Raw genomic sequence first — 14,867 nt, forward strand, 5'->3', positions numbered from 1 at the left:
TCTCAAACTAACGAGGTACAAAAGTACAGTTCAGCAAAATCTGACATTTCACATATTGCAATCAATAAAACCGTAAATAAGTATTATTGACATCGATATAACATGCTGGATGTTAATTTTGAGCATAATACGTTATAGTTTTTTAAACTTATGATTTAACGAATAATCAAATTGATAAAAGCGATTAAATTAACATTTGCCCTAATTGTGACGACTTTTTCGGCTACTACATTTGCAGATTCGCTCCCTGAGCGTATTGATCTGTTTGTGTCGCTATTTGATTATGATTCCGCCGTCGATTTTTACGATATCAGAGGAATACAAACCGACTACCCAACTCGTTTACTTACTCCTGAAAGCATGCTCCCTCAAACAGCGCAATATCCAATAAAAGATATTCAAATGTTGTATAAGCTTGCATTGAACTGTGCTGGGAACCTTCCGCTAAATCCGTTGGTAACAGAACCACTCGTTTTTACCAGAGCCACATGTAAGGGCACTCAGTTGTCTTCACGTTGGTTTGCTCGTAGTGGACTGATTCACCCGGGAGGCGGCACATATGCTGAACGTTATGTAAAAAAGTATCCTGAAAAGCTCAATGAGCTAGAGCAATATATGCATATTCAGGAACGAGCAAAAGCGGAACCTAATACTTTATTAGGTCGTCTACAAGCGATGGATGAAGAGTCCATAACCGCATTGATCTCTGGAGCGATGATGTTCGCAGAAGGGGATGAGCTTTGGCTTAGAAAAGGCGACGAGTATTACATTTTCGATAAAGATACGTGGGATGCGAACTCAACTCAGGCGGGATTAACATACAGTATTGCTTCTCTCGACAATACTTGTTTTGTTCAACGAGGAAATATTTGCTGGAATGTTGAAGATCATTCCGATCTTTTACGTAAGAGTATGATCGGACTTGTTATTGCCAACATTTTTTTGGTGATCGGCTGGTCTATTTATCGTTGGAACAGTAAACGACAAGAAATGAAAAGTCGTATGTTGGTACTACAGATATTGACGCATGAACTAAGAACGCCGATAGCGAGTCTGTCTCTTACTGTTGAAGGTTTTAGACGAGAGTTTGAACGCTTACCTGATTCCTTATACGATGAGTTTCGTCGGTTGTGTGAAGACTCTCGACGTTTAAGACAGTTAGCAGAAGCAAGCAAAGATTACTTGCAATCAGATAATAAGCCGCTAGCAACGGATTGGGTGCCATCTGTGCAAGAATGGTTGCAGTATAAAGTGGAAGAAGAGTTTAACAATGATATTGAACTCGTTATTAATGCTGATATTGCAGCAAAATTGAATGTATATTGGCTAGGCACATGCATAGACAATTTAATACGCAATGCCGTGAAGTACGGTGTTGCACCAGTGACGTTAGAAGTAATAACAAAATCTGACTCAGTGACGATTAAAGTCACAGATCAAGGGACACTAACAAACAAGGATTGGCGTCACCTACGTAAGCCATTTGTAAGTAAGAGTGGCTTAGGACTTGGCTTAACTATAGTAGAATCGATGGTCGATAGAATGGGCGGCAGAATGACCCTTATTGGCCCACCAACTACTTTTATATTGGAGATACCCTGTGAAACAGACGTTGCTTCTTGTTGAAGATGACAAAAACCTAGCTGATGGTCTTTTAGTGAGCTTAGAGCAAGCAGGATATGACTGTTTACATGCAGAAACAATCGCAGATGTTAAGCAGCATTGGGAAAAAGCGGACTTAGTGATTCTAGATCGTCAACTTCCTGATGGTGATTCTGTTCAACATTTGCCAGATTGGAAAAAGTTAAAAGATGTACCAGTCATCTTATTAACTGCGTTAGTAACAGTAAAAGATAAAGTAGCTGGCCTAGATGCAGGTGCTAATGATTATCTGACTAAACCTTTTGCTGAAGCAGAATTATTCGCACGTATTCGCGCTCAGCTACGTTCTCCTGAATCAGATGGTCAAGATGACACTAAAGTAGTGTTACCAGAATTAACAATAGACAAAGCAACTCGTGACGTGTTTTATAAAGGCGAATCTGTAACGCTTACACGTACTGAATTTGATTTACTTCTATTCTTAGCGAGTAACTTAGGTCGTGTATTTACGCGTGATGAACTGTTAGATCACGTTTGGGGTTACAACCATTTCCCAACCACGCGAACAGTAGATACGCACGTTCTTCAGCTACGCCAAAAATTGCCAGGTCTTGAGATCGAAACATTACGCGGCGTAGGGTATAAGATGAAAGCGTAATCAATGCGAAAAATAGCATTTATCGTTGGCACGCTATGTTGCGTGCCATTAACTGCAAATAGTGTAGAGTGGTTTGAAAGCAATTCACCGCTGACACAGGCTCATCAGCGTCTTCTGAATAACGACCTCGAAAATATGTTCGTTTCACTTGTAGAAGTGTGGCAACTCGAACATAACAAAAACATCAAAAATCACCTTAATGATTTATTGCTTCAAGCCTTAACGGTAGATTGCGGCAAAGGGCTAGATGCCAACCCTTTACCTAGCTGGATCTCTTCAATCAATATTAGACGACTCGATATAAGAAGCCCGGGTAGAGATGCCTACCAAGTATTGGTTGACACAAAAAGTCCTAAAGAACTCAAATCCATTGAACTCACACAATGGGTGGATAAGCCGTTGTCTAGTGATACAACGTTCAGTAAGATTAACCGTGACAACGTCACCCAAGGCTCGACGTCATTTATCAAGCGTTATAACTTAAACAATAAGCCAGATATGGGCTTATATCGTTTGGACATTTCAACGTCAGAAAACGAGTCATGGAGTACTTGGGTTATATTTACAGAGAGCAGAGCAAAACAGACCGTTCGTTGGGCTTCCAAAGATCAATGGACCGTAGATAAGAACGCTTTACTTAATCGTTTTTGTCCATTGCCTAAGCTAGACATTAATGTCTATGACTACATTGATGGAAAATATAAAGAAGTGTGGTCAAAAGAGTACGAGTCCGACTATCCGACAACTCTAGAAACAACAGATCTTGCGCCCGATAGATACATTCTAGCAGTATCAATGACACACCTTCGTTGGCAGGGGCCGATTTCTATTGAGCAATCTCAGGTTATCAGTAAGACATATGATATTTCCGTAGAGGAATAACTAAAGTTAGTCCACAATATGCCGTTATAAACGAAAAGGAACTAACGCTTTATATCGTCATGAATAATAAAATTAAACTTCTCACACTTTCTATTATGCTAAGCGCTCCTACGGCGTTTGCAGCTAACTATGCAATCGAAGCTCGCGGTGACGCAATGGGTGGTGTTGGTGTCGTATCCGGAAACTTTCTTACTGGCCCATTTTATAACCCTGCATTAGTTGCTATTTATCGCCGTAATGACGATGTTGGTATGATCCTCCCTAGTATTGGTTTTTCTTACAATGACCAAGATGGAATGGTCGATGATTTAGACACCATTTCTGATCTTATTGATAAAGCAAATAGCGGTGACTACAGTAATGTCGATAAGCTAGGAACAACTTTAGATCATATCAACGGCAGCATTCTTAATGCCGAGCTAGGTGGTGTGGTTGCATTTGCTATTCCAAACCAATTCATAGCTGCCAACTTATACGGTAAAGCATACTCAGAAACATTCTCTAACCCGAAAATAGCGAGCGCGAGTTCTTGTGACCCGTCACTTACAACTGAGCAGTGTACAGTTGACCGAGCGCAACGCAGTACTGTAAACGCAGTATCAGTAGCAGTTACAGAAGTAGGGATCTCATTAGCCAAATACCAAACCTTTCTTGGCCAACATATAGCGTTTGGCGTAACTCCAAAGTTACAACGTATCTACACCTATGTTTATGAAGCAAGCATGTCAAATTACGATTTGGCAGATGTTGCAGACAACGGCAATGGTGAAACTATGTTTAACCTTGATGCCGGAGCACTTTGGTTTTATGGACCATTTCGAGTAGGTATAGCTGCAAGTGACATGGTTAGTCGTGACGTACAAACACTGACCATACCATCTGCAGTGTCAGGTAACCCTTCCATTAGCTATCAATACGAAATGCGCCCTCAATATACAGTGGGTGCAGGTATCGTTGCTGATTACTTTACGCTGAGTGTTGATTACGATCTCAATGAAAAAGAACGCTATGTAGATTTTAATGACAACACGCAGATGATTCGGGTTGGTGGTGAAATAGATATCCTTCGACAACTAAAGCTTAGAGCTGGTTATTACAAGAATCTTGCTTACGACAATAGCGAGGGGACAATAACTGCTGGTGTTGGTATTTCACCGTTAAACTTGTTCCAGCTAGATTTAGCGGCGAGCTACACCAATGAAAACGCTATGGGAGCATACATTAACTTCCTTGCGAGTTACTGATCAACTCACTATAGTAGGGCTCCTATATTAGGAGCCTTTTTTATGTTTGATGATTTTCCACCTTTAACGCATGCAGAACAGCAAAAAGCCGTCGAGAAGATACAGAGCTTAATGTCTGAAGGCATGAGCACAGCACAGGCAATTAAAGTAGTTGCCGACGAAATTCGAAAAGCTAAGCAGCAAGAGCAACAAAACTGAAACTGAGAGGGCACGTAAGTGCCTTTTTTATTGCCTCCAATTTCTCTTCAAACAATCACCCACACGATTCTATCAATTACTGCGCTAGGTATTGCAGCCCTCCAATTACCGTTATCTTTAACAACTCAAAAACACACTGAACACTCAATAATTCATGGAAAATATAAGATAACCATTATTTATCATGTAGATATGGCAGAATTATTCACTATTACCCCTGTGTCCATATTGCGTTTTGTAATTTAATTACAAATAACTTTCAGTTGGGGTTTTGCGCTAGTGTATTATTCTGCTTGGTTACAGTGTGATTACTTACTTATCTCTCAAGCCTTATATAGAGCTAAAAAGTTAATTTGAAAATTGGGATACGTTGAATTGTGTCTAGATAGAGCGAGTAAGCAGATAGGAGGATATTAGGCTTATGGTGACATCGCGAGCTTAGAGTAATTCACTAGCTCTTAGGGAATACATTTTTTGAGTGACAATGTCACTTGTTTTTTATATAGAGAGTCAAAGATGGTTATTACTTAGCCTGAACACACAGGTTGCCACTTTTGCTAAAATATCTTCCGTCTAGATAAAGTTAATGAATATAGAAATGGTGACAAACCTTACCACAGAGATCTTGGCTAAAATCTAAATGCACTAACTAAACCCATAAGAGAACTCCGCTCTAGTGATTGCGCCATAGATGTGCAAAATTTGTGGACGTTGGAGTCATAACTCATATAAACAAGACTGATGAATAAATCTTCCAAGAAAACGTTCGAGTAGAAACACGTAGCATCCCAAGTAAAGACGACAAACCAGGTCGCACGATCTACGAACAAATCGCGTACGCACATCTAGGCGGTAAGTTCCCAATAGAAATGAAGCTGACACTTGAGAAAGACCAAGAGCCGTGCGCAGCTGGAACATACACGCCGCACAGTTCAAGTTATGTGGTAAACAACTTTGGTGGCTTAGAGTTAAAACGCTTTGGTATGATAATCGAACCACTAGAAGACAAGCCAATCGACATTGGTTTAAAGAAAACAATGGCATAGAACGCTCTAAAACAATTCATTAATGACTACGCATTATGTCGTCTTATGGTAAACGTTTTACGTTAGTAATCAGTAATTTAGGATTAAATTGATAACGTAATTCTGGTTTACATTTCCACCTTTTACAAGGTGGAAAATCATGAAGTACAACAAAATGCACAAAAATCTATTCTTCAGAGAAATGGTATGCGGTTTAACAGTTGAGGACACAGCTAAGCTGTGTTTCAAAACTGTGAGACAGGTCAAATTATGGGATAGTGGAAAGAATGACATCCCCCCTGAATGCAAAAGATTAATGCGAATGGTTAAGGGTAGAGATCTACATTTTAAACCTGATTGGCAAGGGTTTATGATGAGGGGAGATTATCTTGTGTTACCAAATGGTCAATTCGTCACTCCACAAAGATTACTTACTGCAATTAGTGTACTTGAGATAGGCTCAGAACTAGAAATCAAGACTACTGCTAAGTTAATTAAGTACGCCCGCATGCTTTCGAAAATCATTTAATAATTAAACAACTTCAAAAATACGAGACATATAGTATCAAAGTAGTTTAGCCAGCTAGTGTTCGAACGAAAGCAAGAGCTCTGACTGGCTCACAAAATTGTGCAACTTCTGCTTATACATAAGTAAAAGCGATGTACTAAACAATTCACTCTGAATTTTGTGCTTTTGATCTAATTTTAAATGAAATTGCATGATAAATACTTAGTTGCTGATTCTTTTAAGAAAAATCAGTTGAGTAATAATCAATGTAAAAAGATACTGTCCACTTCTATCAAATTTTAATAAGAAGAATCGGAGTTAGTTGGAAGTGAGTGAAATAATAGAAGTCGTTGAGAGCCATTCTGGAAATACGAACGTTTCAACATTTGATGATGCGCAATTGGATTTGTATTTTAAAATTCACCAAAAAGTAAACCAAAAGAGTGAAGAAATATCAAAATCATATAAAAATAACATTCTTGTTGAGTTTAGTGATATTGAAGAACTTCACGAAAAAATTATTCAAACGATTCAATCAGCAAACCCTCATAGAGGATCAATCATTATGCAGATGATGGTTAGTCATCATGAAGGTGAAGCTGAGAGGTTTAAAACATTTGAAGACTTTAAAAATCATAACGTAACCAGCCCAAATCCAACAACTGAGCTAGGTCTGATATACAAATTTTCAATACAAGACTCTAAATCTAGAGAAGTTGAAAACTATAAAGTTGTTGCAAATGTTAAATCTAGGGTTGGTGAACTATATCAAATAGAACAGGAAGCACCTTCTTTTATATCCGCAGCAATTGTGTCGAGTATGGTGACGACTACCGCCAGAATTATGGTTGAATATAGTGACTATGTTAAGGCTCGTCACTTCATTGCTATGTTCGATGAATGGATAAAAGGTTGCGATGAATCCAAAGAGATAAAATTCATATCTAAACTGAAGAGTGTTTCGCACCTGATTTCAAGATTTGGTCATCTTATTATAATTTCTCTATTAGGCTTGTTTGTTTCGCAATCAATTGATACGGGCAGCTTAGGGAGTGATGAACTAATCAAATTTATTGTGCTATATGGCTCAGTATTCGTCGTTATTAGCTCATTAGCTGAGTTATGTTTTAGAAAACTTGAGCATGCTATCGATAGCTACTTAGCACTGTCGTACCTCAAGATTAATAAGGGTGACAACAAGCTTATTAAGTCTTTTAAAGATAGAAATAAAAGATCGATTCGATGGTCATTAATGGGTATTGCAGGCGGCTTCTGTATGGGTGTTGCTTCTAGTGCAGCATATGATTTTATAAAGTTTGTTATAAACACAAACTAACATTTTTTATTTCAGATACGGCAGTTTAGCTTCTCTGTCATAGATGTGATAACTAAGTCGAACATTTAGTACATTCGTACATAACGCTCGACATTATAGGTACGAATCGACCGTTAAAGTTCTTGGGGTATTTTAGTGCAAACTATAAATAAAATTGTTCTTACACTTTATCTGGTAGCAACTTGCTCATTCGCTTCCAGTAAGGAGGAGCAAAAGGCTGCATTAAGCGAGCTTTTTAACGGTCCAAATGATTCCGAGGAACAAACAGTTACAGCTAAATATGGCTCTGAATTCGTGAGTTTGGTAAGTGAACGAGTTGGGGACTTAACAGACTACAAAGGTTTAGACTGTCGCGCTGAAGTATCGCTATTCTCAAATGGTAGCGTAGAAAAGGTGACGTTAAGTAATCAAAACATACTGTGCAGAAAGGTCTTTAACACTGTTTGGGATATTGGTTCTTTTTCGCTTCCCAACAATATTACAGAATCAAATAAACTAAGAAAGTTTAGATTATATATATCCCCGTAACTAAAACTTTTAATACGCTGTAACCTTATAGTTATGTGGAAAGTACCCCCGTAGTACATACTCGGGGGTTTGCTCCGTTCCTCCGCCTCCTCAGTCCTCGTCGTTGTGCGTCCCGTCGCCAAAACCCCAAAACAAAACCCATTAAAGAAAGATGAAAACCTCTTTCGACACTCAAGAGGTTTAACGCTGGTAAGACATCGAGAAAATGCTTTAGGCTCTTGCGCTTGTTGAAGCTCTTATTCAGGCTTGGCAGGGGGAAGGTGTTTTTTTCTGACCGAACCAACGCAGAATACTAACCGCGCCAGTTAAGTGTCGTGGAAATGTTGGACTTTGCCGAGTGGCTTGGTGTCACCGTTCGCAGGCTTGCTCACTGCATCCCCCCAAGGGGGGATAGTTGTCAGGTATGTCATTTGAAATGACATACCAAGATTAGAAGATAGACCCCAGTTTGATGTCTGCTTGTTCGGTGGTGTTTTGTGGTATGTCTTTCTCTTTGGGCTTACAAAAGACATTCAACTGAACGGCCTCCTTAGTCAGCCGCAACAGGCAATCATCGAAATGAACATAAGTAATGTTGTTCGCCCTTAAGAACGTATCATCAAACCTGTACGTTCCTTCAGGCGTGTTGGCCTCCAACGTCACCATAAAACGAAAACCTTTGTCACCGTTTTGCGTCACATGCCCCGTATAGTAGAGGTTCTGAATCTCATACAATCCAAGCATCTGGCGAATCAGTTCAAGCCTGTTTGATGCAAGAGAAACTGAATCACCGGCACGAGTGTTAGACGTACCGCTATTCCCACCAATAGATACATTGCCACCACTTTGAGCACCGCCTTTAGCCACCCCAGTGGACGAGCCAGAAACTTGAGACTCATTGACAGACGAGGACGGTTGCGCATCCTCCGAAGAAGCACCAAAAACCAGACCGGATAAACCATAAACAAAGTACCCCATGCACCCTATACCAATAACAAACGTCGCTAAGAACTTCGGGTTCTTATACAACACATTCACCGCACCGGAATCTTTCGCTGTACCTGTCGCCGTAGACTTGTAAAGCAAGAACGCCTCAAGCGGGATTTTTACACTTAGAACGTTTGGATCTTTTCCTTTTGGGATAACAGGCGTTGCCGTATTTTTAGGGTGTTTGTATATGTACGGCTTACGACGCGCCCAGAACATGCCGTCATTGCCTTTGTGAAAAAAGCATTGTTCAGCACAGGCGCGGATTGCGGTATCAATCTGACCCCAATCAGGCGACAGTAGCTCGATATCCCAGTTGTATTTGCGGTGACGCATGAATCCTTCATTGAACGAAAACGGGTAGATAATCCGTCCTTGTGCGTCGTATTCCGCTTGCCCTCGGTCGTCCACTTCCGACGCATCGAGTTGAGTCATATCAACGGGCAGGTATCGAGAGTGAAAGAACGCTTCGTAGTCTTTGGGCAGGTTCGGCAGAAAATCCGAAAGAGGGCGACCGGACACCTTTTCCATACGAAAGCCGATGTTCTTTGAAAAGATGTCCTGACATTCATCAATCACAATCAGTGCGCCCAGTGGACACCACGAGAAAAAGTGTTGCCATAGGTCAATGCCGTTCTTGTCTCGACTGAATATCCGAATCAATCGAGCCGTAGAAGGAAAGGTGATATCCAGACGTTTCTCGATTTCCTCAAGTGGTTGCATCCCTTCAATGTTGGTCACGACCACACGGCCAGCTTTAAGGGCAGGGAGTATCACAAAATGACATACATAGGATGATTTGTAAGAGCCGTTCGCCCCCGTTCTTATCGTAATCGCCATGTCATTACCTCAGCATCTTCATCACAAAGCCAGTGGATAGAAAGTTGAAGTAAACGCCAATCGCGTGAGGTACACCAAACGCATAAGCGTAATATCTCAACTCATCAGGTAAGGCGTTAAACGCACTGGCAACCACCGAATTAAACCCGATTTCCTTGAGTAACAATTGCGCGGTGGTGTAATAGACTTGCATCGTCCAGATAAGCCAAGTCAGTTTGGCTTTGATGTACCAAACGTTAATGTAGGCCATGAGTTGTTGGAAGTAGCTTGGGATGAACTCGAAGAACTCGACAACGGTCTGACCCACATCACCAAGCGCATTCAAAATGTCTAACAGAAATTGCATACAAACCTCCGTGTTATTTCACTAAGAAACGAATGCCAAACAGCACCGCAAGGAACACAAGAACGGCAGCGATTAGACCGGAATTTCCCAAAAGAGCAGGGAACACACCAGAGCCGAATGAATATTCATTACCCCGAATGTGAAACTTCCAACGGTGTTCAACGTACTCGCCACGGTTCAGTTCGGACGAATCAAAAGAAAACAGACCTTGCATCGCTTTCATTTGTTCTGAGTATTCTTTTTGTAAGGCTTCAATTTCCGTTTTCATTTCGGTCAGCGTATCTTCGCCATACAGGCCAGTTCCCTTAAAATCGATTTTTCCCTCAGAGCCACGAGTCGAAAGACCATCACCGTTCAATGTGCCAACGATTGAATCAATCCCATCACCAATACCTTGTAGCTCGGTATTCATACCCTCGAAGCCGTCACCCAATGCAGTGGACAAACCATCAACCGTTCCTGATAGGGTGCCGATGTCGTCAGACAGTCCAGAGACATCACCGGACAGAGACGAAATTGCAGACATCACCTCCGTATTGTCACCAGAGCCGCCCTCCATGTTATCGAAGGCGTTTTGTAATGCGGTTAATTGGTCAGAGAGGGAATTTATTGCCAGATTGTTTTCTTTGATTGCTTTATTGGTCGGACTGTATTCGGAGGCCATTGTGTTCAAAACGTTTTCTTGAGCCGAGCTGACTTGTCGGGACAAACTTCCCAGCGTTGCTTGAACTGAAGTATTCACATTACTGGCTTGTGAAACGATTTGGTTCATGATTGCAGGAAAGTAATAATTACTCATACCGTTAAGAGACTTAAGCACTTGATTGGTTTCAGTGCCCGTGACGTGACCATTTTCAATCAACGTTTCGAGACTGGAGACACCATCAATGATTTGGTCTGTGCTTTCTTGCAATAGGGTATTTTGTTGGCTCAGTTTTTCATTCATTGATTCAGCAAATACTTTCGTAAAATAATCATGCTGATCCAACGAAGCACTAAGAGCAGAAAAATGTGTGTTCGTTGAGGAATATAGACGTTCAATGATTCCATTCGTTTGACTGACTTTAGAGGTCAACGCAGGCATCTTCATGTCGTACTCACAGGTCACTTTTAACGCGCCTGTTTCGTTGCTGTAATAGTTGTTATAACAAACCGTTTGCATCTTTTCGGGTTCTTCAGGTTCGGGAACATCAATAAAATCTCCACCTGGCCACATCATATTACCTTGTTCACCTTCTGATTCTGTGCAGACATCACCCGTAGAGACAAAATCGCCAACGCATTCGCCAGATTCCGCAAAGCATAAGTTGACCGTTGCCTTGTATTTGCAATTACCAGCCGTTCCAAGGCAGAGATAAGGCGCAGAACCATAAATAGAACCGTTCCAAGTTTGATGCCCACTTTCTATACCCACCGGACAATCGTACGCATACACAGCCGAAGAAAGACAGACAGTAAGAACGAACAGGAGAACTAAAAAGGTGTTAATCGCACTACGCATCGTCATTCCTTTAAACAAAAAACGCCCCCATCAGGAGGCGTTAATACCAGTGTAAAAGCCGTATATAAACGCTCCACCGTTCGCCAAGGCGAGAAATATAGTGGTGACGTTAGAAACAACCTCGAACATCGTCTTAACGCATAGCGCCGATAATGGCACGAAGGCCGAAACCGATAGCCGCCAAGCCGATGAGACCGACAACAACAATGCTGTAGTTGCTTTGACCAGATGAAACCGCATTACCTAGCGCTTCACTGACATCAACAGCGTGAGCCATACCAGAAGCCGCAACCGTTGATACAGCTACACCGATTTTTGCAGAGTGTTTTTTAAGAATGTTCATGTATTTCATAAGGATTACTCCATTAATTAACAATAATCAGCCTCGACCGAGACCCTTCACTATACGACCCAAGATGTGACCGCCCACGAGTGACAACAACAAGTAACCTGTCACGGAGGTGTACAACTGTGAGTCAATATTCAAGTTGCCATCCAAACCCGTTTGGAGTTCTTCAAGCTCAGTAGCAGAGAGCAGTGCGTAGTCACAACTAGAGTTAGAAGTGACAATGTAACCGTTAAGAAGCGCTACGCACTGGCTCATACAATTACGCTCCGACCTTTGGATTCATTGACGCTTCAAAGTGTTTTTTGATTTCAGGGTCAACAGGAATCAGCTTGGTGACAATAGAACCGGACAATGGGTCGTCCATGTTCAGACTGATTTCGACCTCATACTCACGACGAGGAACAAGTGCGCCAGTTCGTTCGAGTTCGAGTGCGTAATTAAGATCAATCGTCAGTGGTGTGTCGTATTTCGACACCTCACCGGATTCGCCAATGGTGCGACGTTTCATCTTGATTTTGTCGTTAGCAATATCGAGAGGACGAAGCGGACGCGAGATATTGAGTTGAGCAAATTCACCGCGAAATTCATTCCAGAAAATCGACACACCTAATACAAAGACCGAGTTCTTAGCCATAGTTAATTACTCCAAAGCGTTGATAAGTTTTTGATGCATTGAAGGATAGGGCAGATAAACGTCGTCCTTGACCAACGTTGAAACGACCTTTTGACTATCGCCTTGATACAAATCCAACAAGCTGTTTATTAAACGTCCGTATTGTCTCTTCGCCCAAAATGCCGAGGCTAAGACGTCACACGAAGCGCGCTTAATGCGTTTTGATTGAGTTTTCACAGGAGTGATATCTTCCGATATCAACGAGGCGGCATAGGCATTCAAGCCAACGAAAGCCCCAACGGGATTAAGCAAAATATCGATATCCCATTTTTTCAATTCGACTTCCGAGCGATACCAAGAGAAGTTGTCCGCTTGGATGTTCTGCTCAAGTTTTTTGTTGTAAATGCGCCAGTACACTAAGGACTGACGCGAGCCGATGTTGCGTTCTTCACGGGTAAAGACCTTGCGACCATCGACGATTTGATATTCATCGACAATTTTGATGATGGGCGCAAAGCCGCGAGAGCGTTTAAAAGCACCCAAAGTGGCCGCACGTTCAGCCGCTTCACAAGTGTGTAAATCGTCGTAACAGTCAAAAGCCAAATCGATGCGAGTCAGTTGTTTACAGCACAGAATATTACCGAGCCAGTGATGCAAGAAATGACAAGAACGCTGTGCAAATAAGTGTTTGCAGCCATGCGCAGGGATTTGAAAATGCACCGTGTCACGGTTGCCTCCGATACCGACTTGACCGCAGTAGTCATCACCATTGGCCGAGGTTAAAACGAACGAATCTTGATAGAACTGGAAGCCGTAACCCCTTGGTGCACCATAATTGAACCCGAGCACGTATTGAATGAAGCGTCGAACGCATTCCAGCAGGTAATCCGAATACACCTCGCGGAAATAATGGTTGTAAGCCTCGATATCACTGAACGATTGAGCCTTATGAGTAGAGAAAACAGGTTCAACCGGAAAATGGATACCCGAATAAGGCGACTCTTTTTTGCAGTGACGAAAATCGGCTAACTTGACCGTAAAACAGAGATAATCAATGGTCACTGGCGACTGTTCGTAGTCCTCAATGAAGGTGTATTCCTCAACGGTATGGCTGACGAACTCAGACACCACAGGGTTATTTTTGGTACGGAACAGGTAATTTTTTGGCGTTTTGTGTACGTACGATTTGCGCTTGAACACATCAACATCGTCCATACAAAGCTGGTTAATCACACCAGAGCCACACTCAGGACAACAACACGTCAGCACTGATTCGTAGTTAGTTCCACAATCCATACACGCGCGTTTCATGGTTGAATCCCCATAATTTCGAGACGTTCATCAAGCGTGGTGTTCGTGATGTCGATTAACTTGTAATAGATACCGTTAGAATTGAGGTAAGAGATCAAACCGTTATACGAGCTGAAAAAATCCCAATCGCCAAACATGTACACAGATACAGAATGGTCTGGCATGAGGTCATAAAAGATTTTTTCAGCTGGCATAATCAACCACCTTGAACAGTCGAAGTTGAGGCGACCACAACAAGCGAAGCTTCAAGGGCTAACGCCCGAAGTGGTCTAATACGATAATTTCCGTATAGTAAATACGAGAAATCCCGTAGTGTAAATACGATAAAAACCGGACTGTTCGGCTACAATGAAGGTAGAAAACCATTTATGAGGGACAGCTAATGTACACAAATCAGCTCATTGATGCGTACAAATCGCACATGAAGTTTGTGCAATATAAGCAGGTTGCGCACGAATTGGGTATAAGTGTCCAAATGTTGACAGATATCCGCAAAGGTCGTGCGTATCTCAAGGAAAACCTTGCGTTTTTTATTGCCGAGCAAATTGGCGAAGACAAAGAACGTGTTTTGATAGGTTTAGCGGCTGATAAAGCAAAAACGCACGAAGAACAAATCCTATGGCACAGCATCGGAAAAAAGTTTAACGGACGAGGATTAACAACGATTTCAATGAGTTGCGGTGCGATTGCCGCTACATTAGAACCCATTAGAGACTACGTATTATGTATGTTATGTTAAATATGTAGGGTTTCTAGATGCGAGCAACATACCTAAATTGAACGAATAACTGCTCTATTCCTTGTACGTTTTACATAATTGGCATTTACCATAAAATACCTAATAACTACATTTATCATCTGAGATTAAAAATGTAGTTATTAGGCTGTGAACCTTTCTATAACTGATGAGATTTCATTAGTGTCCACCGGTTTAGGCAACATTACTGGCTTTTAGCATCA

At 41.6% G+C, this 14,867-nt stretch carries 18 protein-coding genes; 10 read left to right on the forward strand and 8 right to left on the reverse strand.

Translation table 11 applies throughout. The annotated features are described in order from the left end of the window. The first annotated feature begins 171 nt into the window (after window positions 1-171). From vxrA to HKI82_RS11780, 9 genes are all read left to right on the forward strand, one after another. Window positions 172-1,626: a sensor histidine kinase VxrA gene (vxrA, locus tag HKI82_RS11740; protein ID WP_171138114.1), complete on the forward strand. Its 1,455-nt coding sequence runs from the start codon at window positions 172-174 to the stop codon at window positions 1,624-1,626. Further along, complete coding sequence (gene vxrB, locus HKI82_RS11745; RefSeq protein WP_102941435.1) at window positions 1,601-2,260, forward strand: response regulator transcription factor VxrB; 660 nt, start codon at window positions 1,601-1,603, stop codon at window positions 2,258-2,260. The genes vxrA and vxrB overlap by 26 nt, the downstream gene beginning before the upstream one ends. Window positions 2,261-2,263: 3 nt before the next feature. Then, window positions 2,264-3,142, forward strand: a complete 879-nt coding sequence (locus HKI82_RS11750; protein WP_171138115.1) for a DUF2861 family protein — start codon at window positions 2,264-2,266, stop codon at window positions 3,140-3,142. A 59-nt stretch (window positions 3,143-3,201) separates the two neighbouring features. After that, complete coding sequence (locus tag HKI82_RS11755) at window positions 3,202-4,386, forward strand: conjugal transfer protein TraF (RefSeq protein WP_171138116.1); 1,185 nt, start codon at window positions 3,202-3,204, stop codon at window positions 4,384-4,386. A 42-nt stretch (window positions 4,387-4,428) separates the two neighbouring features. Further along, complete coding sequence (locus HKI82_RS11760; RefSeq protein WP_112404773.1) at window positions 4,429-4,584, forward strand: YoaH family protein; 156 nt, start codon at window positions 4,429-4,431, stop codon at window positions 4,582-4,584. A 749-nt stretch (window positions 4,585-5,333) separates the two neighbouring features. Continuing rightward, window positions 5,334-5,630 carry a single-stranded DNA-binding protein gene (locus HKI82_RS11765; protein ID WP_171138175.1) on the forward strand — a complete coding sequence of 99 codons (297 nt, stop codon included), beginning with the start codon at window positions 5,334-5,336 and terminating at the stop codon, window positions 5,628-5,630. Window positions 5,631-5,769: 139 nt separating this feature from the next. Then, window positions 5,770-6,138, forward strand: a complete 369-nt coding sequence (locus HKI82_RS11770) for a DUF3653 domain-containing protein (protein WP_171138117.1) — start codon at window positions 5,770-5,772, stop codon at window positions 6,136-6,138. Window positions 6,139-6,439: 301 nt separating this feature from the next. Next, a complete protein-coding gene (locus tag HKI82_RS11775) occupies window positions 6,440-7,453 on the forward strand; it encodes a hypothetical protein (RefSeq protein WP_206361884.1) in 1,014 nt (337 codons plus the stop codon). A 135-nt stretch (window positions 7,454-7,588) separates the two neighbouring features. Beyond that, entirely contained in the window at window positions 7,589-7,981 is a 393-nt protein-coding gene (locus HKI82_RS11780; RefSeq protein ID WP_171138118.1) for a cell envelope integrity TolA family protein, read from the forward strand. Window positions 7,982-8,410: 429 nt separating this feature from the next. On the opposite strand, the gene HKI82_RS11785 is transcribed toward HKI82_RS11780, so the two are convergent. From HKI82_RS11785 to HKI82_RS11820, 8 genes are all read right to left on the reverse strand, one after another. After that, window positions 8,411-9,787: a zonular occludens toxin domain-containing protein gene (locus HKI82_RS11785; protein ID WP_171138119.1), complete on the reverse strand. Its 1,377-nt coding sequence runs from the start codon at window positions 9,785-9,787 to the stop codon at window positions 8,411-8,413. A 4-nt stretch (window positions 9,788-9,791) separates the two neighbouring features. Further along, window positions 9,792-10,133: a DUF2523 family protein gene (locus HKI82_RS11790; protein WP_171138120.1), complete on the reverse strand. Its 342-nt coding sequence runs from the start codon at window positions 10,131-10,133 to the stop codon at window positions 9,792-9,794. Between the two features lie 13 nt (window positions 10,134-10,146). Beyond that, window positions 10,147-11,634 carry a hypothetical protein gene (locus tag HKI82_RS11795; protein ID WP_171138121.1) on the reverse strand — a complete coding sequence of 496 codons (1,488 nt, stop codon included), beginning with the start codon at window positions 11,632-11,634 and terminating at the stop codon, window positions 10,147-10,149. 133 nt (window positions 11,635-11,767) lie between these two features. Beyond that, complete coding sequence (locus HKI82_RS11800; RefSeq protein WP_171138122.1) at window positions 11,768-11,986, reverse strand: hypothetical protein; 219 nt, start codon at window positions 11,984-11,986, stop codon at window positions 11,768-11,770. 27 nt (window positions 11,987-12,013) lie between these two features. Beyond that, a complete protein-coding gene (locus tag HKI82_RS11805; protein WP_102966811.1) occupies window positions 12,014-12,238 on the reverse strand; it encodes a hypothetical protein in 225 nt (74 codons plus the stop codon). 4 nt (window positions 12,239-12,242) lie between these two features. Then, window positions 12,243-12,617 carry a DUF1293 family protein gene (locus HKI82_RS11810; protein WP_171138123.1) on the reverse strand — a complete coding sequence of 125 codons (375 nt, stop codon included), beginning with the start codon at window positions 12,615-12,617 and terminating at the stop codon, window positions 12,243-12,245. Between the two features lie 6 nt (window positions 12,618-12,623). After that, entirely contained in the window at window positions 12,624-13,907 is a 1,284-nt protein-coding gene (locus tag HKI82_RS11815; protein ID WP_171138124.1) for a replication initiation factor domain-containing protein, read from the reverse strand. Next, on the reverse strand, window positions 13,904-14,101 hold the full coding sequence (locus HKI82_RS11820; protein WP_112404878.1) for a hypothetical protein: 198 nt from the start codon (window positions 14,099-14,101) through the stop codon (window positions 13,904-13,906). The genes HKI82_RS11815 and HKI82_RS11820 overlap by 4 nt, the downstream gene beginning before the upstream one ends. Window positions 14,102-14,289: 188 nt before the next feature. On the opposite strand from HKI82_RS11820, the gene HKI82_RS11825 reads away from it, so the two are divergent. Continuing rightward, window positions 14,290-14,646, forward strand: coding sequence for a DUF3693 domain-containing protein (locus HKI82_RS11825; protein ID WP_171138125.1), 357 nt, complete (start codon window positions 14,290-14,292; stop codon window positions 14,644-14,646). The last annotated feature ends 221 nt before the right edge of the window (window positions 14,647-14,867 follow it).

Origin of the sequence: Vibrio plantisponsor, assembly GCF_013041605.1 — a bacterium.
GTDB classification, from domain to species: domain Bacteria; phylum Pseudomonadota; class Gammaproteobacteria; order Enterobacterales; family Vibrionaceae; genus Vibrio; species Vibrio plantisponsor.